The sequence below is a fragment of the Alkalilacustris brevis genome, assembly GCF_003350345.1.
GTDB lineage: Bacteria > Pseudomonadota > Alphaproteobacteria > Rhodobacterales > Rhodobacteraceae > Alkalilacustris > Alkalilacustris brevis.
The window spans coordinates 1-18,114 of record NZ_QNVJ01000015.1; the positions used below are offsets into that span (position 1 = coordinate 1).

Sequence of the window (18,114 nt, forward strand, 5' to 3'; positions counted from 1 at the left end):
TCGGCTTCGGCTTCGGCTTCGGCTTCGGCTTCGGCTTCGGCTTCGGCTTCGGCTTCGGCTTCGAGGAACTCCGGCCCATATGCGGCGCTGTCAAGCATTTCGTCGTCCGCGGCGGCATTTCCGGCCCAGTCGTCGGCCGGCGCAGCGGCGGCGGCAGGTGCCTCTTCGGCGTGTTCCACAGCCTCGGGCTGGCCGGGTGCCTCGGGTTCCTGCGCGGGTCCGGCCGCTTCAAAAGAGCCCTCCGGCGCGGCCGTTTCAGCCGCGGCCTGATACGCGCTTGTAACCTGATATGCGCTTGCCAGGGGCTGGGGCTGCCCGCCGGTTTCGGCAGCGGGCGCTTCAGGCTCGTCTGGTGCTGCCTTTGGTGCGGGCGTGCCGGTTCCCGGTGCCGGGGCTCCGGGCACATCTGCGCGCATGGCTGCAGCCGTCACCAGCGGCGCGGCCGACCAGGCAGCCTGGGCGGCGCCCGATTCGGTATCGGCATCGCGGGGACGAAGCACGATCCCGTTGCCCTGCACCCGTGATTCGACCCGGCGCTGAATCTCGCGCTCGGCGATGCGGTGTAGCATTTCGGCATCGGGGGTTGGCGGCTCGGCACCGAAATAGCGGTCATCGGCGGCGAGGTCGCGGAAATACTCGGCAATCGCCTTCATCGTCGAGAAGGGTTCATCAAACCCTTCGAGGGTACAGGAGAATGTCCCGTAGGAAACTGTAAGTATCTTGCTAGGACCGACCATCGGACGCTCGCTTTCTGCCAAATCCAATTCTTTTCACCCTTGCACCCCCAGGGAACCTTTCCATGATCAGAAATGGGTGATTTGAAGGACTGAATGTGGCTGCCATTGCCTTGCGCCGCCACAATTGGGCATAGTCTTGCGATGTCGCAAATCCTCGTCAACTCAAACTGTGGTGTCACACTTGCCGGAGCGGGCGATATCCGGCGCGAGACGCTTGAGGCCGCGCTGTCCCTCGCGCCGCGGCTGGTTGCGGCCGATGGCGGGGCCGATCACCTGCTGGCCATGGGCCATGAACCCGAATGCGTGATCGGCGATCTCGATTCGCTCAGCCCGGCGGCCTGGGCGCGGCTGGGTCCGGGCCGGCTGCACCGCATCACCGAGCAGGACACCACCGATTTCGACAAGGCGCTGCGTTCGATCGCGGCGCCCTTCGTGCTGGCGGTGGGCTTCACCGGCAACCGGCTGGATCATACACTGGGCATGTTCAACGTTCTGGTGCGCCATGGCGCACGGCGCTGCGTGGCCCTTGGCGTGCATGACCTGTGCTTCGTTGCGCCGCGCGAACTGGCCCTGCGGCTTGCCCCGGGCACGCGGCTGTCGCTGTTTCCCATGGGCGAGGTGCATGGCCATAGCCAGGGGTTGCGCTGGCCGCTTGACGGGGTGCGCTTTGCCCCCGGCGGGATGGTCGGCATCTCGAACATGGTGGACGACTCCGGCGCGGTACAGCTCAGCCTTTCGGCGGAGGCGATGCTTGTCCTTCTGCCCGCGGCGGCACTGGAAGACGCGCTTGCGGCACTGCGCGCGGCGTCAGGCTGAGCCGGCGCTCGCGGAACACGATGTAAAGCCCCGAGCCGATGATCACCACGATCCCGGCAAGCGCCAGCCGGTCCGGGAAGTCGCGAAACATCAGCCAGCCGATCAGCACGGTGAAGGGCAACTCCATGTACTGGATCGGCGCCAGCGTCGCCGAGGGCGCGAAACGCAACGCCCAGGTCATCAGCAGATGCGCCAGCGTGCCGACGCCCCCGATCAGCAACAGCAGCCACCAGCCCGACCAGCCCGGCGCCACCGGGGCAATCGCAGGCAGATCCAGCGCCATGCCCAGCACCAGCACCGGCAGCACCATCGGCAACGCCATCGCCCCGCTCATGGCCTGCAATACCAGCGGATCGCCCGCGCGGGCGATCCGCCGCGTGAGCATGATGAAGGCCGTGAAAGCCACCGCCACGTAAAGCGGCAACAACGCGATCGGCCCGGCCTGTGCAAAGGCGGGCTGGATGACCAGCAGCGTTCCGACAAACCCCACGCCACAGGCTGCAAGTCGCCGCGCGCCGACCTCTTCGCCCATTACCCCGCGCGCCAGCAGGATCATCAGGAAGGGCTGGACAAAAACGATCGCCAGCGTCTCGGCCAGCGGCATGTAGATCAGCGCGACGAACAGCGCCGCCAGCGCCGAAACATGCAGTAGCGTGCGCACGAGGGTAATCCACAGCACCCCGGCCGACATCCGCAGGTCGCGGCCAGCCAGCAGTGCCAGCGGTATCAGGATCACTGCCTGCGCGATGAAGCGCGCGGCAACGATCTGCACCACCGGCATGGTTTGCGTCGCAAGCTTCGCCAGCCCGTCGCCCAGGGGCGCGAGCACGCAAAAGCCAAGCATCAGCAGGATGCCGAGAGTGGGACGATCTGTGGCCATGCGCGCCACCTTATGGGCGGGGGTTGACCGTGTCCATCCCGGCGCGCCGGTCTGGCGCATCGCCTCGATGCAGTTGTAAAGCGGCATGAAAGGCACGCCATTTCCGCGGATCGCGACGGCACGGCACATTCAGGCCGCCGGGAGGTGTCCTCTCGGCCTCGGGACCGCGCTCAATGCAATCCGACATCACCTGCGAGATCCGGCCTAGTCCCTTGTTTAGGTCGGCGGCACGGCGCGGCCCGGCCCGAGCCACCCTGCTGCGCGGCCAGCTCCTCCTCGGTGACAACAAAGCCGCCGCCGACCGAATAATAGATCTGCTGGTCGATCGTATCGCCCCGGGCGTCGGCCGCCATCAGCCACAGGCCATTGGCATGTGCTGACAGGCGTCGAACCGGAAGAAGCGGTGCGCCGATGGGGAGGCCGGGGCATCATGAACACCTGCCCCAAGGTCGCGGAGATGGAACTTCTGACCGCCCCTCAGTGGAAATCCCGGCTGGGAAACAGCCGTTTGGCCTGTTCGCGGGGGTGGCGGGCGCGGGGCGGATAGCGTGGCGGGCGGGGTGCGTCATCCGTGACCGGATGGGTCAGGCCCACGGCCTCGTCCAGCGGGTGCCCCAGTTCCGACAAGCGGTGCGACAGGTCTTCGATCTGCTCGGCGATCAGATGCACGACGATGCCTTCGCGTTCGATCCGCCCGGTCACGCGCAAGAGCCGCCCGCCCATGACGATGCGGCGGAAACGCGTGTAAACCTTGGGCCAGACCACGATGTTCGACACCCCGGTTTCATCCTCCAGCGTCAGGAATATCACCCCCGAGGCCGTGCCGGGCCGCTGGCGGGTGATGACCAGCCCGCAGACACTCAGCCGCCCCGGCGCCACGCTGGCGAGTTGGTCATGGGCGGTCAGGCCGGGGATGGCGGGGCGCAAGAGTTCCATCGGATGGGCGCGCAGGCTCAGCCGCAGGGCGAGGTAATCCTCGACCACCTCTTCGCCCAGATGCATCGACGGCAGGGTGACTTCGGGCTCGCGCCCCCCTTCACCATCGAGCGGATCGGCAAAGAGCGGCAGGGGGCTAGGCGCGCGAATGGCGCGCACCGCCCAAAGCGCATCGCGCCGCGTCAGCCCCTGCCCGGCAAAGGCGTCGGCCTCGGCCAGGCGCTCCAGCACCGATGGCGACAGCCCCGCGCGCAGCCAGAGGCTTTCGGGGTCGGGATAGCCATTGCCGCGCGCCGCCACGATCCAGCCTGCGTCTTCTTCGCGAAAGCCCTTGATCTGGCGAAACCCCAACCGCAGGGCCAGCGCGCCGTCAGCGCGGCGTTCCAGCGTGTTGTCCCAGTCGCTGTGATTGACGCAGATTGGCCGGACCTCGACGCCGTGCTCGCGCACGTCCCGCACGATCTGCGCCGGGGCATAGAACCCCATCGGCTGGCTGTTGAGCAGCGCGCAGGCGAACACTGCCGGGTGATGGCATTTCAGCCAGGACGACACATAGGTCAGCATGGCAAAGGCCGCCGCGTGGCTTTCGGGAAAGCCGTAATCTGCGAATCCTTCGATCTGTGCGAAACAGGCCTCCGCGACCGCGCGGTCATAGCCCCTGGCCTGCATTCCGCCGATGAAACGGTCACGATGCGCGCCAATCGTGCCCATGCGCCGGAACGACGCCAGCGAGCGGCGCAGCTTGTCGGCCTCTTCCGCCGTGTAGCCCGCGCCAACCACGGCGATGCGCATGGCCTGTTCCTGAAACAGCGGCACGCCCAGCGTCTTGCGCGTGACCTCCGCAAGTTCGGGGCCAAAGGGCTCGGGTGCCTCAAGCCCCTGCCGGCGGCGGATATAGGGTTTGACCATGCCGCCCTGGATCGGGCCGGGGCGGATAATGGCCACCTCGATCACCAGGTCATAGAAGGTGCGCGGCCGCATCCGGGGCAGGAAATTCATCTGCGCGCGGCTTTCCACCTGAAACACCCCCACCGCATCGGCGCGGCACAGCATGTCATAGGTCGCGGCGTCCTCCTGCGGCACGTCGGCCAGCGTCAGGCGGGGTTGCCCATGCGCCTCCAACAGATCGAACGCCTTGCGCAGGCAGGTCAGCATGCCAAGGCTCAGCACATCGACCTTGAGGATACCCAGCGCGTCGATGTCGTCCTTGTCCCATTCGATGACAGTGCGCCCCTCCATCGCCGCGTTCTCGATCGGACACAGCTCATCAAGCCGATCGCGGGTGATGACAAAGCCGCCGACATGCTGGCTCAGGTGGCGGGGAAAGCCGGTGATCTCGCCAATCAGGCGGATGGTCTGGGCAAGCCGCCGGTCGCGCGTATCAAGGCCCAGCTCGGCAATGCGCGCGGGGTCGGGCCCCTTGCCCGACATGCCCCATATCTGGCCCGCCAGGCTGGCGGTGACATCGGCGCTCAGCCCCATGACCTTGCCCACTTCGCGGATAGCTGCGCGTGACCGGAAATGGATGACGGTGGCGCACAGCCCGGCGCGGTGGCGGCCATAGCGTTCATAGATCCACTGGATGATTTCCTCGCGCCGCTCGTGCTCGAAATCCACGTCGATATCGGGCGGCTCGCCACGGTGGCGCGAGATGAAACGCTCGAACACCATGCCGATCGTGTCGGGGCTGACATCCGTGATGCCCAGCGCCCAGCAGATGATCGAATTGGCCGCCGAGCCGCGTCCCTGGCACAGGATGCCGCGGCCCCGGGCCTCGGCCACGATGTCATGCACGGTCAGGAAATAGGCAGCATAGCCCAGTTCCCCCACAAGGCCCAGTTCCTTGTCGGCCAGCGCATGATAGCGCGCGGGAATGCCACCGGGGCAGCGCCGGGACAGCCCTGCGCGCGTCAGCCGCTCAAGCCGCGCTTGCGGAACCTCGCCATTCGCAACTTCGTCCGGATATTCGTAACTGAGTTCCCCCAGATCGAAACTGCACCGCGCGGCGATCTCCAGCGTGCGGCGCAGCGCGGCGGGGTGACGATGATAGAGGCGCGCCATATCGGCCGCACCTTTCAGCCTGCGCTCGGCATTGGGCAGGGCGCGGGTGCCGATCATGTCGATGGTGATCCCCTCGCGCAGGCAGGTCAGCACATCGGCCAGCGGGCGGCGGGCAGCGCGGTGCATCAGCACATCGCCCACCGCCACCATCGGTGTGCCACAGCGCAGCGCAAGATTGGCGCAGGCGTCGAGCCAGGCCTGATCGGAGCCATCATAACGCGGCGCAGCGCCCAGAAACACATGCCCCGGCCAGCGCCGCCGAAGGGCGCGCAGCGGGGCTTCGGCGGAAAGGTCAGCGGGCGGCAGGGCAATCAGGATCATACCCTGGCAGCCGGTTTCCAGATCGCCCAGATCGAGGTGGCATTCCCCCTTGCGCGCGCGGCCCTTGCCCAGGCTCAGCAGCCGGGCCAGCCGGTGATAGGCGGCGCGGTCGGTGGGCAGGGCCAGCCATTCGACCGGGCAGTCACGCATCACCAGCCGCGCCCCCACGATCAGGCGCGGCAGCACGCCCGGCGGTGGTGACGGCAGCTCACACGCCGCGATCTCCTGCCGGGATGAGGCATCCACCCGCGTGCCCGAACGCACCCGCAGCGCCGTTTCGCTTTCCTCGCGCAGGGTCTTGAGCGCTGACCAGGCGCGCACCACCCCGGCCAGGCTGTTGCGGTCGGTGATGGCGACGGCCGAAAGCCCCAGTTCGGCCGCGCGCAGCACCAGCTCCTCGGGGTGCGAGGCCCCGGTCAGAAAGGTGAAATTCGAGGTCGTGCAAAGCTCGGCGTAGCTCATGCAAACTCCCCCTGCACGAACCAGCCGGGGTTTTGCGGCGTATGAAACAGCCACAGCCGGCGGCCCTGCCTTGTGTCGACCCGCCAATAGTCACGCAGCCCCACGCGCCAGTTCTCGTCATTGAGCCACCATTCCGGGGCGATCCGTTCAGGCCCTGTGGCACGCGCCGTCTCAAGCGCCATGCGCCGCCAGCGGAAACGCATGGGCGGGCGCGAGCCAGTGCCCGCGACGGGTTCGGGGGGAAACAGCCGCAACGGCCGCGGGCGCGGGCAGGACCAGCCGCTTTCGGCCGCGCTATAGGCCGCCGACGCGATGATGAAGCTGCGTTCGGGGATATGGCTGTCGGCAGGCAGGAACCGCAGCACATTTTCAAGCCCGATGCGGGTACCGATGCGGGTGATCAGGTCGTTCAGCTGCTCGGCCCCGTGGCGCGCCGGGGCAAACCCGTGCTGCCGGGCGGGCAGACGTTCGACCACGATGGCTTCGAGCCGGATCTGATCGATGCCGAAGCCTGCATCCACTTCGGCCACGCCGCGCTCGAAAAGCGGCAGGATACGGGCCGGATCACGCATCGCCGCCGCCAACCGCAACTCGACCTGCTGGCTGCCCTGATCCACCCGGCGCAGGGTCAGCATCAGCCGCCGCGCGCCCGCCTCGTGCTGGCGCAGCTTGTGGCATAGCGCCTCGAGCAGGCGTGCGGTGGCGGCCATGACATCGGCGACAAGGCCGATGGGCTCGGGGAAGGTCTGGCGCACACCGTAATGAGGCGGGTCGGACCGGGGCGAGACAGCCTCGGGCACCGCACCAAGCGCCTGATCCAGCCGCAACAGCACCTCGGGGCCGAAGCGACGCACGAGCGGCGCGCGGGCGGTATTCGACAGATCGCCAATGGTCCGCAGGCCCAGACGTTGCAAGGGGGTGCAGATTGCCTCGTCCAGCCGTAGTGCGGCGACCGGCAGCGCCTCCAGCGGCTCTTCTCCCTCGCCATAATGCGCCCGTGCCCAGGCCGCGCCGCGCGTGCCGCCCAGCCCCAGCCGCAGCGTCAGCCCCGCACGGGCTGCGCGGGCGCGCATGTCGGCCAGCATCGTCCCCTCGCCCCCCCAAAGATGGGCCGCACCGGTGACATCCAGCACCAGCCCGTCCGCACCCTCAAGGCCTACCCAGGGGCAATAGCGCATGGCCCAGCGCCGTAGTGCGGCCAGAAAGCGGGCATCGTGTTCGGGCCGCGCCGGGCGGCTGACCAGATTGGGGCAAAAGGCGCGCGCATCGGCCAGGCTCATGCCCCGGTGAAGGCCCGCCGCCTCGGCCCGCGCATTGAGGCAATGCAGCCGGTCGCTGTTGCCCTGCCGAAGCGTCAGAACAAACGGCGCATCAAGCGCCTGACCCCGCAGAACCCGGTCGCTCGCCAACCGGGGAAACCACATGCAGACGATGCGCCTGTTCATCCCATCGAACATGCCAGGCCCCAAAAGTTCCTGATTTGTTCTTAATAATTTCCCAGCGCATCAGAGTCGAGTCACCGTGTTCGGGGTCGAACACCGGCGCCGCGCGCCAGCGGGTTTCAGTGGCATTGCTGCCCATGCCCTCAGGGATCAGGCAAAGCCCCATCGCCCCGCCCGCCTTGGCCGCCAGTTGCAGCCGCCGCCCCTCGCGCAGATCAAGCGGGCGGGTGATCTCGATCACAACAAGCGACACAACCCCGTCCTTGAGCGCCTCTTCGGCCACTGCCAGGCTGTCGGTCTGATTATCCGTCCGCGCCACCAGCACCCGCGCGGGGTCGAGAAACGCGGCAAGCCCCGGCGGATGCAATGCCTCCGGCAGCCACCCCTCGCGCACCCACAACACCGTGCCACCGGCTTTCGCCGCGACAATGGCAGCAAAGGTCACGGCGCCGGGGCCGCAAACCTCGTGCATGCGGGCAACACGCAGGGGGAAGGGAAGAGGCGAAGCATAGAACATATGGTGAATATAGATCGCGAGAGTGAGGGGATCAAACCATCCTCAAGCCTCATGGGTCACAGGAGAGTCCAAAACGGTCCTTAACCCAACATCCATACCGCGCATGCAATTTTGCGATCCGTGCCGAATTCGCGAAAGCCATCCTCCGATCCGGATTCCGGCGCGCGAGGTGCAGGCCGGGGAAAGGTGGTCAAGGGAACGTGAGACGGAGCAGATTGTGGGCAAAAATGTGGGGTGACAACCAAAGCTCTCATATTTTATAACTCAATATCATATACTTAATCATATAATCTGGCGGAGAGTGTCCGTAGGTGTTTAATCCCACGGTTTGATGGTGCGATCCCTTTGCAGGAATGTAAGGAAGCATTATGGGACAAGTTCGTCACAGGAGCGCCACGACCACGCACGCCGTCAGAGCTGCGATAATGAGAGCTACCGGTTCGAGGACAATGGTCGAGCAGGATCGAACACCGCCTGACCAAGCCAAACCACCCTTGGACGAATGGCCAGGTGGAGCGGATGGACCGCACGATCAAGGACGCAACAGGTCAGAAGATATCATACTTCAGTATCTGGAATTGCATTCCAAACACGGTGCTACCGGCGTCAGCCGGTAGTGCTTCACTGTGGCCAGTCGAGCGCGGACACGAGCAGGCCGAAGTACTCAATGAGGGCGCAGGGCACGCAATCAGTTGTCTAGCGGGTGGATCGGGCGCGGTATGCGTTTGTATTTGAGGCGCTCGAGCCGGGGGCTGGCCAGGCCGCCCCCATCAACGAGGCAGATTCGCATCGAGACCGGCGCATAGGCGGCGCGAAAGTGCTGCGTGGATTTGAGTGCCACCACGCGCATGGCCAGCGGATCGATCCCGTTGCTGCGGAAGATCTCCAGATCGAGCGCCTGGGTTGCGTGACTGGTCACCAGCACCCGCACCCCACCGATACGCAGCAGGGCACTGGCCCCGGCGCTTTGTGCCACGCCCTTCCACATGGGTCCGCCGCCGACGAAGCGTCCATCTCCGAGATGCTCGACATGGGCCTTGACGTGCAGTGGGCCGCCGCCAAAGTCCGGATCCGCTTTTCCCCCAAGGGAAAGCGCGACATCGGTGCCGCGCCCCGCCGCGCGTGCAGCCGCAACCGCTTCGGGGTCATGCATCGCGCCGAACAGGATATCGTTGCCGCCGCCTTGCAACAGGGCCGCGAGCAGCGCGGTCGAATCCGCATATGCCCCATCGCCGGGGTTGTCTGAGATATCGGCAAGCACGAGTGGCCGGATGCCGCGCCCGGCGGGATGCGTGGCGGCAATCCCGGCTGCCTGCCGTGGCGTCAGAACCTCTTCCTGATCGGCGTCGCGTGCGGCCCACATCGCCGCGCATAGCTCGTCGGCAATCTGTTCGGCAACCTGCTGCGCGCCGAGATGCACAACCGAAACGCTGGGGCCGATCTCGGGCACATCAGAGAATGTGAAGCCCGCATTCAGGCTCACATCCAGAATCCCGCGCCCAGCATCGGTCAGTTCCTGGGCGCGGGCCATCAGGCCCATCATCGGCTCGCGGTCGGTGCGCCCGCCCTCGGGCAGGGATATCATCGCGGGCTTGCGCACCACGGTACCGGCTTGCGCCGGCGCTTTCGACAGCACAAGGCGCAGCGCCTCGGCCGCGCGGCGGCCGGTGTCGCGCATGTCCACATGCGGAAACGTCTTGTAAGACAGGATGATATCAGCGTCATCCGCCATCCCCGGGGCAAGATTCGCGTGCAGATCCAGCGTCACGACCAGTGGCACCCCGGCCCCGATGATGGCGCGCAACTCGCGCACCAGCCGCGCATCACCGTCGCGGCCGTCCTCCAGTACCATTGCACCGTGCAGCGACAGCAGCACCGCATCGAAAGGCCCGTCCTGCCTCGCAGCCGTCAGGATGCGTTCACCGAATGCCGCCCAGGCGCGATGCGTCACTGGCCCGCCCGGGGTCGCGAAGGTCGCGACGGGTGTAACCAGATTCCAGCCCTCGGCCCGCGCGACATCGGCGAAGCCGGCCACCTCGTTCTGGGTGCCGGCGAGCGCGTCAAGGACGGCATCACCCTCGTGACAGTAAAAGCCACGGAACGCGGATTCGTCCGTGAGCCGTCGGCAGAACGTGTTTGTCTCGTGCATGAATTGCCCGAGAAGCACTCTTTTCGTCATTTCCCGCGTTCCCGTCGCCTGCATCAGCGGGCCAGACTGCGGGATCGGGCCGTGCATCGGAGTAAGATGGTGGTTACAACAGCCCGAAGGCGCGATGCAAACGAAAATCCATGCCGAGGCTAAGGATGGGGGACTCAGTTGCGGGACATGCAGTTGCGATATTTCTTCACGGTCGCCAATGAGGGATCGATCCGCAAGGCGGCCGAGAAACTCAACCTCGCCGCCTCGGCGCTCAGCCGCCGGATAACCCAGATCGAGGAAGATCTCGGCGTTCCGCTGTTCGAACGCCAGGCCCGCGGCTTGCGGCTGACCGATGCGGGACAGATCTATTTCGACCATGCGCGCACGACCCTTCGCCAGGAGGCCTGGGCGATCGGCGAGATCGAGGCGATAAAGGATCTGCGCCGCGGACAGATAAGGGTGGTCTGTGTCGAGGGCACGATCGGCGGCATCATATCAGATGCGATCGCCGAATTCCGGCCGAAATCGCCTGCCGTGAAGCTGTCGGTCACGCGCGCGGGCAGCACCGGGGTCGTGCGTGCCGTGGCCTCTGATGAAGCCGATCTCGGCCTTGCCTTCGACCCGCCGGCGCATCGCGATGTGATGGTGATCGCACAGGCACCCGCGCCGCTCTATGCCGTGTTCGCACCGGGTCTGGCGCTGCCCGAGGGGCCGCTTTCCCTGTCCGATCTGGCGGGTCAGCCGCTCGCCATTCCGCCCGACAGCAGCTATGGCATCCGCGACGTGATCGACCGTGTCGTGCGTCAGAATGCGGATATCGACCTCGATCCGCCGCTTCTGTGCGATTCAATTTTCGGGCTTACCGGGTTTGCACTGCGAGGCCAGGGCGTGTCGATCCTGCCGATGTGTTCGATCATCGACGAACTGCGCGACGGGCGGCTTGCGACAAGATCGCTGAGCGACCCGGCCCTGCGCGATGCCCGCATTGCGCTTCTGGGGCGCAGGCATCGCACTTTGCCGCCGGTCGCGCGCCGATTTTGCAGCATCCTGACCCGCTGCCTTGAACGGGCGCCGTACTAGTGTTGCCATTTCGGCAAACCGGTATCGTAATGTTGTGCTTGTATGCGAACGCAAACGCCCGAAACTCGTACCATGGGCTGACTGAGGGTTCGTGCCGGCATCGGAGGCTGGGTGACGACACCGCAAGATCACCCGACAGCGTAGCGCGGCCCGCCGCCAAGGCGGGCACCAGGAACCGGCCTGATGCACAGTCGCACCTTCCTGCGAACGCGCCAACAGGCCCCGCAACAGGATGAGGACATGATGGGACGTTTTCGCAATACAGCACTGGCCTTTGCCGCAAGCGCCATCGCCGCCGGCCCCGCCGTGGCGCAATCGGTGACGATAACCCTGGCGCATGAAGAGCCGGCCGACGCCGCGACATCGGCTGCACATATGTCCGCGATGGTCTTCAAGGACATCATCGAGACCCGCTCGAATGGCGACATGGTAGTGGACATCCAGGCCGCAAGCGCGATGGGCAACCAGCGCGAACGCATGGAGTTGACGCAGGCCGATATCATCCAGGTCAACATCGCCGCGATCGGCGGGCTGGCGCAGTTCTATCCGGAAATCAACGCGATCGACCTGCCTTTCGCCTTCCCCGGCGAGATCGTGGCCGATCATGTCTTTGACGGCCCGTTCGGCGACATGCTGGCCGAGAACATTCACGCGGCCACGGACCTGCGCCTTCTGGCCGTCACAGCGGGCGATTTCTATGTATTCACCAACAGCACGCGCGAAGTGCGCAGCCCCGCGGATATGGAGGGGCTGCGCGTGCGCACCATGTCCGTGCCCAGCCATATCGCGATGATGAACGCGCTGGGGGCGGCCGCCACCCCGGTGCCGTGGGACGAGCTTTACAGCGCCCTGGAAACCGGCGTGGTGGACGCGCAGCACAACCCGATTCCGATCGTCGCGGTGGGCAATCTTCAGGAAGTGCAGCGCTACGCCACCGTCACCAACCACCTTTACGGGGCCGACTGGTGGATGACGAGCGATCTGTTCCTCGACAGCCTGACACCCGAACAGACCCGCATCTTCACCAACGCCGTTGAAGCCGCCCGCACCGCCGGGCGTGGGGCCAAGATGGGGCTGCGCGCAACCCGGTTCGGCACCGCGTTCCTGGAGGATTCCGGTCTTGAGGTTTATGCGCCCTCGCCCGACGAGCTGGCGCAGTTTCGCGACCTTGCCGCACCGGCGGTCATGGAGGTGCTGGCCGACGAGATCGGCGCCGGCGCGGTGACGCTGGCCGAGGCCATGCTCGAAGCGGTCGCGGCCGCCGAGGCGGAAATCTACGGCGCCGAGTGAAGGCGCCGGCCCCGATGTAACGCCGCGCCCGGCAGCAGGCCGGGCGCGCATCCTTTCCAGGCATCCACGAGGCCGTGCAAGTGAGCCGCATCGCAACCCTGCTTCACAGGATCGCCCGGCTGGTGGAATTCGTCACCGCCGTGCCACTGGTCGCCGCGGGCGCGGTAATGGTGGGCGTGGTGCTGGCGGCCACATTCTTTCGCTATGTGCTGAATGATCCGCTGACCTGGTCAGAGGAACTGGCGCGCTACCTGATGATCTGGATCGGCCTTGTCGGCGCTTCGGTCACCCTGCGCCATGGCGAGCACATCCGCATCACCGCCATTCGCAATCTCCTTCCACGACCATTGCGCCTGATCGGCGATCTATTCGTGGCCGGCGCCATTGGATGGTTCCTTTGGGTGATGATGATCGAGGGCTGGGCCGCCGCCGAACGCGGCGGGCGCCAGATGTCTCCCGCGCTGGGTATCTCGATGCTGTGGCCCTTGCTGGCGGTGCCGGTCGCGGGGGCGCTGATGCTGGTCCAGCATGTGATTCAGACATTGCTTCTGCTCATGGGCGCCCAGAACGAGCCCGAGCATGAAAGCCCGATGGGCGGGGGGCCGATCTGATGCTCTGGCTCATGGTCGGGCTGTTCGCGGTGCTGGTGATCCTGGGCACGCCGCTGGCCTTCGCCATCGGCATCACCGGCCTTTTCGCGCTAGTGCAATCTGATGGCCCCAGCCTGATCCGGCTGGTGCCGATGCGGCTCTTCTCGGGCATCGACATGTTCTCGCTCATGGCAATGCCGTTCTTCATCCTGGCCGGCGACATCATGAACCGCATCAACATCACCGAACGGCTGGTCGATCTGGCCAATGCGCTGGTGGGCGGGGTGCGCGGGGCGCTCGCGCATGTGAATGTGCTGGTCTCGGTCTTCTTCGCGGGGCTGACCGGTGCTGCGGTGGCGGACACGGCCGCGATCGGGCGCATGATGATCCCGGCCATGGCGTCGCAGGGCTACAACCGTGCCTTCGCGGCTGCGGTCACGGCCTCGTCATCGGTGATCGGGCCGATCATCCCGCCCTCGATCATCATGGTGATCTACGGCTCGCTGATGCAGGTTTCCATCGCCGGGTTGTTTGCCGCCGGGCTGATCCCCGGCATCATCATGGCGCTGTCGCTGATGGGCTACATCGCCTTCCGGGCGCGGCGCGACGATCTGCCCGTGGCCAGCCTGCGCGGCGAAGTGCCCCCGCTTGCGACCGCCTTGCGGCGCGCCCTGATCCCCCTGATGATGCCGATCATCATTCTGGGAGGCATTCTGGGAGGGGTCTTCACCCCCACCGAAGCCGCAGCGGTGGCCGTTCTTTACGCGCTTCTGGTCGGGTTCTTCCTGTATCGCAACCTCGGCCTGCGCGATCTCGGCGCGATGCTTTACGACATGGTGCGTGCCTCGGGGGCGGTGTTCATCATTCTAGCGGCGGCCTCAATCCTGGGCTGGGTTCTGGCGCGCGAGGGCGTGCCGCGCCAGCTCGCCGAGTTCCTGCTCGGCATCAGCGACGACCCGCTGATCTTCCTGTTCATCGTGACGCTGGCATTGCTGGTGATCGGAATGTTCATGGAAATGACGGCAATCCTGATCATCCTCGGCCCGATCCTGCACCCGATTGCAGTCTCGCTGGGTATCGACCCGCTGCATTTCGGTATCGTGATGGTGGTCAATCTCAACATCGCGCTCGCCACGCCGCCGCTGGGGGCCTGCCTGTTCGTGGCGTCATCGGTCGGAAAGGTGCGTTTCGAGGATGTGGCCTGGCGCATCCTGCCCTTCATCCTGGTCGAGATCGCAGTGCTGGCGGCCATCGTCTATATCCCGGCGATTTCATTGACCTTGCCACGCCTGCTGGGCCTGGCCTGATACATACTTTCAGGGAGTCGTTCATGACGTCCGAGATCATCCTGTTCGGCGTTGGGGCCATGGGCCAGCGGATCGCCCGGCTTGCAAGCGGGCGCGGCCACCGCATCCGCGCCGCTATAGACATGGATCCGGCAAAGCGCGGTGTGCCGCTGGGCCGCCTTGCCGGGCTGGCAGACCCGCTGGCCGGGCCGGCCATTACATCGGATGTCGAGCAAGCGCTCAGGGGTGCCCCGGCGACGGTGCTCCACGCTACGGCCTCCTTTCTGCGCGATGTGGCGGGCGAGATCGAGATCTGCCTGACCCATGGTCATGACGTGATCTCGATCGCCGAGGAAATGAGCTGTCCGCAAGCCGCGAGCGCGAGCATCGCGACACGGCTCGAGGCCACCGCGAAGCGCCATGATGCGCGGGTGATGGGCACCGGCGTGAATCCGGGCTTTGCCATGGATATTCTGGTGCTGGCGCTGACCGTTCCCTGTGGCCGGGTCGACCACATTCACGCAACCCGCACCAATGATCTGTCCGATTTCGGCCCCACGGTCCTGCACAGCCAGGGCGTCGGCCTCACGCCCGAAGGGTTCGAAAAGGCGCTGCAGGCAGGCAAAGTGGTCGGGCATGTGGGGTTTGGGCAATCCATTGCACTGATCGCCAGGCATCTGGGCTGGTCCGTCGATTCGGTGAACGAAACCCGCGAACCGATTATTTCCTCTGTCGCGCGCGAAACCCCGCACCTGCGGATCGTGCCGGGGGAGGTGGCCGGGTGCCGCCACTGCGCCAGCGCCCATGTCGGCGGGCGCGAGGTGCTGCGGCTCGAACATCCCCAGCAGATCCGCCCCGAAGCCGAGGGGCAGGAGACCTCCGATCATATCCGCATCACCGGGGATCAGACGATCGACATGCGGATAACCCCCGAGATCGCAGGCGGAGCCGGGACGGCGGCCGCGGCTGTCAATGCGCTGGCCTATCTGGGCCATGCGCCAGCCGGGCTCGTCCATCTGACCGACCTGCCGCTGACCAGCCCCAGGATGACAACGACTTCGCCGAGAGGAGCAATGCGATGAAATGCAAGACGGGTGACTGGGTCCGTATCCGATCCGTGATCCTTGCACCACATGAGCGCGCGGCCTCCATCCCGGACGAGACCCGGGCCGTCCCGCTGGAAATGCGCGTAAAGGGCTGGCTGGTCACGCAAGAGGCCGCAATCGGCGACAAGGTCGAGATTCGCAGCACGCTGGGGCGCGGCTATCACGGCACGCTGGAGGCGCACAACCCACCCTACGGCCATGATTTCGCCGCCGCGATCCCGGAGTTGCTGCGCGCGGGCGAGGAATTGCGCGAGATGCTGGCCGAAGCGGATGGAGAAATCGCATGAAATCAGTCGATTATGAATCCGTCATGGCCCGGCGCAACGAAACGATGCTTTCGGCGCTCGGCCTCGATTATGCGCCCTTCCTGCAGCATCCGGTTACCTTCGACTATGAGGCGCTGATGGCGCAGGTTGCCTACAGCCTGGATGCGGTGCGGGAAATTCAGGCGTGCGCCGGGGTGGGAGATACCGCGCTGATCGAGCTGCGCCAGATCAACCGGCTGGTGCGCAAGCTCGCACCGAAAGGCAGGGGTGCACGCATCTTCGTCAAGGACGAGGCCGCCAACCCCTCAGGCAGCTACAAGGCCCGGCGCGCGGCCTTGAGCCTGCACCACGCCAAGGCATCCGGTTTCAAGGGAGCGGTCGCTGCAACCAGCGGCAACTACGGTGCCGCGGTGGCCAGCCAGGCGGCGATGCGCGGTCTCGATTGCATTGTCGTGCAGGAAGTCTTCGACAGTCTCGGTATCGGCCAGCCCGAGATCGTCGAAAAGGGCCGCGCCTGCGAAGTCTACGGCGCCGAAGTGCTGCAGCTTTCGGTCGGGCCGGAGCTGTTCTACCAGTTCTTGCGCGTTCTCGAGGAAACGGGCTATTTCAATGCCTCGCTCTACACCCCCTATGCGATTGCGGGCGTCGAGCCGCTGGGCGTCGAGATCGTGGAGCAGATGAAAGCGGCGACCGGCGCCGCCCCCGATGCCGTGATCTGCACGCATGCGGGCGGGGGCAACCTGACAGGCACCGCGCGCGGGTTGATCAAGGCAGGCGCAAGCGCGTGCAAGGTCATCGCCGCCAGTGTCGATCTGGCCGGCCTGCACATGGCAAGCGATACGGATTTCAACCGCAAGCACTTCACCACCGGTCATACGGGCTTCGGCATTCCCTTCGCCGGCTGGCCCGACCGGACCGACGTGCCCCGCAACGCCGCGCGGGCGTTGCGCTACATGGACCGCTACCTTCTCGTGAAACAGGGCGAGGTGTTCTACGTTACCGAGGCGCTGGCCCGCCTGGAGGGGCTCGAGCGCGGGCCGGCGGGAAATATTGCGCTCGCGGCGGCCATCGCACTGGCGCAGGAAATGAACGCCGATCAGACCATCGTGGTGCAGGAGACCGAATATGCGGGCGCGGGCAAGCAGCCTTCAGCCCAGCTCAGTTTCGCGCGCGATCGTGGTATCGATATCCGCCGCGGCGACCCAGAGGATGAAGTGCCCGGCACTTCGGTTGTCATCCCTGACCATCCCTCACGGCTCAAACTGCGCGATGTCGATCTGCCCCGCGTCCGCAAGAGCTTGATCCGCAAGGCAAAGGGGATGATGCCGGAAGGCAGCGCCCTGAACCAGGAGGATATCGACTTTCTGGCCGCAGAGACCCGAAGTGTCCCGCAATTCGTTCGTGACTGCCTCAAGGCCATGTCCGACAGATAACGAACAGCCGGCGGTGATCGATCACCTCACCCATCGTTGCCACATCCTGGAGACGGCTTTGTTGCACAAATCGGGTGATGGCCGGGATTCACGTGGGAAATCCAGCATGATAGCTGGAGGGCATGAGCAGTTGGTCCCCCACGAAGTACAAGACCAGGAACTGGCCTTCGTACAACACCGCGCTGAAGCAACGCGGGTCGGCGCCCTTCGATTCGCTGTCGATCGCGATGTTGAAAAGCGTGCGTTTCCGGCGTCTACTTGCAAGCATTCGGCACTCCCCATGTCGCCCAGGAGCTCCGCCTCGGGCTGGTGGGCTGGCCCCCGACGCTGGGGGCTCTGTTGATGCCGTCAGGAGGGGGCACCCACGCCATCAACAGAGACGCATGACACTGCAAACAAGCGACTCGACCGGCTGGACGTGGAAGGGGCAACCCCGCGGGTCGTTGCCCATGGGCGGCAGCGGCTTGTCCCGCACATTCCAGGGCGAGCCGAGTCAGTGTGGGGGATATCGTGGGGTTATGAAATTGTGATTACTGATATAAAACAATCATTTAAGTAAATATATTGGCGGAAGGGGTGGGATTCGAACCCACGGATGGTTGCCCATCGGCGGTTTTCAAGACCGCTGCAATCGACCACTCTGCCACCCTTCCTGCCGCGCGAAACTAGTCGCGCGGTCATGATTCTGAAAGGGGGGTATGACGGCGCACGGGCTTGTCATGGCGCCCCGGCGCCGTCACAATGCGTGCAT

The 18,114-nt window shown here is 65.7% G+C and carries 15 protein-coding genes, 1 tRNA gene and 2 pseudogenes; 9 read left to right on the top strand and 9 right to left on the bottom strand.

Annotated features, from left to right (window positions below):
* Positions 1-737: pseudogene (locus DQ229_RS02060) on the bottom strand (chemotaxis protein CheA); the annotation flags it as partial.
* A gap of 141 nt (positions 738-878) precedes the next feature.
* On the opposite strand from DQ229_RS02060, the gene DQ229_RS02065 reads away from it, so the two are divergent.
* Complete coding sequence (locus DQ229_RS02065) at positions 879-1,553, top strand: thiamine diphosphokinase (protein ID WP_114964622.1); 675 nt, start codon at positions 879-881, stop codon at positions 1,551-1,553.
* Here the strand turns inward: DQ229_RS02065 and DQ229_RS02070 are convergent.
* From DQ229_RS02070 to DQ229_RS02090, 5 genes are all read right to left on the bottom strand, one after another.
* The gene (locus DQ229_RS02070) at positions 1,465-2,520 is read right to left on the bottom strand and encodes a DMT family transporter (RefSeq protein WP_338014135.1); all 1,056 of its coding nucleotides are present in this window, start codon (positions 2,518-2,520) and stop codon (positions 1,465-1,467) included. The two genes, DQ229_RS02065 and DQ229_RS02070, sit on opposite strands and share 89 nt — an antisense overlap.
* A gap of 83 nt (positions 2,521-2,603) precedes the next feature.
* Entirely contained in the window at positions 2,604-2,786 is a 183-nt protein-coding gene (locus DQ229_RS16695) for a serine dehydratase beta chain (RefSeq protein ID WP_238380924.1), read from the bottom strand.
* A gap of 124 nt (positions 2,787-2,910) precedes the next feature.
* Entirely contained in the window at positions 2,911-6,213 is a 3,303-nt protein-coding gene (locus tag DQ229_RS02080; RefSeq protein WP_114964623.1) for an error-prone DNA polymerase, read from the bottom strand.
* Positions 6,210-7,670: a Y-family DNA polymerase gene (locus DQ229_RS02085; RefSeq protein WP_114964624.1), complete on the bottom strand. Its 1,461-nt coding sequence runs from the start codon at positions 7,668-7,670 to the stop codon at positions 6,210-6,212. Before DQ229_RS02085 ends, DQ229_RS02080 begins: the two co-directional genes overlap by 4 nt.
* Positions 7,585-8,127 carry an ImuA family protein gene (locus tag DQ229_RS02090; protein ID WP_338014136.1) on the bottom strand — a complete coding sequence of 181 codons (543 nt, stop codon included), beginning with the start codon at positions 8,125-8,127 and terminating at the stop codon, positions 7,585-7,587. The genes DQ229_RS02085 and DQ229_RS02090 overlap by 86 nt, the downstream gene beginning before the upstream one ends.
* A 507-nt stretch (positions 8,128-8,634) precedes the next feature.
* Here DQ229_RS02090 and DQ229_RS16975 point away from each other — a divergent pair.
* A pseudogene (locus DQ229_RS16975) lies at positions 8,635-8,736 on the top strand (IS481 family transposase); the annotation flags it as partial.
* Between the two features lie 124 nt (positions 8,737-8,860).
* On the opposite strand, the gene DQ229_RS02100 reads toward DQ229_RS16975, so the two are convergent.
* On the bottom strand, positions 8,861-10,351 hold the full coding sequence (locus tag DQ229_RS02100; protein WP_162300726.1) for a M81 family metallopeptidase: 1,491 nt from the start codon (positions 10,349-10,351) through the stop codon (positions 8,861-8,863).
* A gap of 147 nt (positions 10,352-10,498) precedes the next feature.
* Between DQ229_RS02100 and DQ229_RS02105 the strand changes: the two genes are divergently transcribed.
* The 7 genes from DQ229_RS02105 to ortB all read left to right on the top strand — a co-directional run bounded on the left by DQ229_RS02105 (position 10,499) and on the right by ortB (position 17,363).
* A complete protein-coding gene (locus tag DQ229_RS02105) occupies positions 10,499-11,392 on the top strand; it encodes a LysR family transcriptional regulator (protein ID WP_114964628.1) in 894 nt (297 codons plus the stop codon).
* 240 nt (positions 11,393-11,632) lie between these two features.
* Positions 11,633-12,682, top strand: coding sequence for a TRAP transporter substrate-binding protein DctP (gene dctP, locus DQ229_RS02110; protein WP_162300727.1), 1,050 nt, complete (start codon positions 11,633-11,635; stop codon positions 12,680-12,682).
* 80 nt (positions 12,683-12,762) lie between these two features.
* Positions 12,763-13,293, top strand: a complete 531-nt coding sequence (locus DQ229_RS02115; RefSeq protein ID WP_114964630.1) for a TRAP transporter small permease — start codon at positions 12,763-12,765, stop codon at positions 13,291-13,293.
* Positions 13,293-14,579 carry a TRAP transporter large permease gene (locus DQ229_RS02120; RefSeq protein ID WP_114964631.1) on the top strand — a complete coding sequence of 429 codons (1,287 nt, stop codon included), beginning with the start codon at positions 13,293-13,295 and terminating at the stop codon, positions 14,577-14,579. Before DQ229_RS02115 ends, DQ229_RS02120 begins: the two co-directional genes overlap by 1 nt.
* 23 nt (positions 14,580-14,602) lie before the next feature.
* Positions 14,603-15,640: an NADP-binding protein gene (locus DQ229_RS02125; protein ID WP_114964632.1), complete on the top strand. Its 1,038-nt coding sequence runs from the start codon at positions 14,603-14,605 to the stop codon at positions 15,638-15,640.
* A complete protein-coding gene (ortA, locus tag DQ229_RS02130) occupies positions 15,637-15,951 on the top strand; it encodes a 2-amino-4-oxopentanoate thiolase subunit OrtA (RefSeq protein ID WP_114964633.1) in 315 nt (104 codons plus the stop codon). The genes DQ229_RS02125 and ortA overlap by 4 nt, the downstream gene beginning before the upstream one ends.
* Positions 15,948-17,363, top strand: coding sequence for a 2-amino-4-oxopentanoate thiolase subunit OrtB (gene ortB / locus DQ229_RS02135; protein ID WP_114964634.1), 1,416 nt, complete (start codon positions 15,948-15,950; stop codon positions 17,361-17,363). Before ortA ends, ortB begins: the two co-directional genes overlap by 4 nt.
* A gap of 88 nt (positions 17,364-17,451) precedes the next feature.
* Here ortB and DQ229_RS16435 read toward each other — a convergent pair whose 3' ends face one another.
* Together DQ229_RS16435 and DQ229_RS02145 are read right to left on the bottom strand one after the other, a co-directional pair.
* On the bottom strand, positions 17,452-17,631 hold the full coding sequence (locus DQ229_RS16435) for a hypothetical protein (RefSeq protein WP_162300725.1): 180 nt from the start codon (positions 17,629-17,631) through the stop codon (positions 17,452-17,454).
* 297 nt (positions 17,632-17,928) lie between these two features.
* Positions 17,929-18,016, bottom strand: a tRNA-Ser gene (locus tag DQ229_RS02145).
* Between the last annotated feature and the right edge of the window lie 98 nt (positions 18,017-18,114).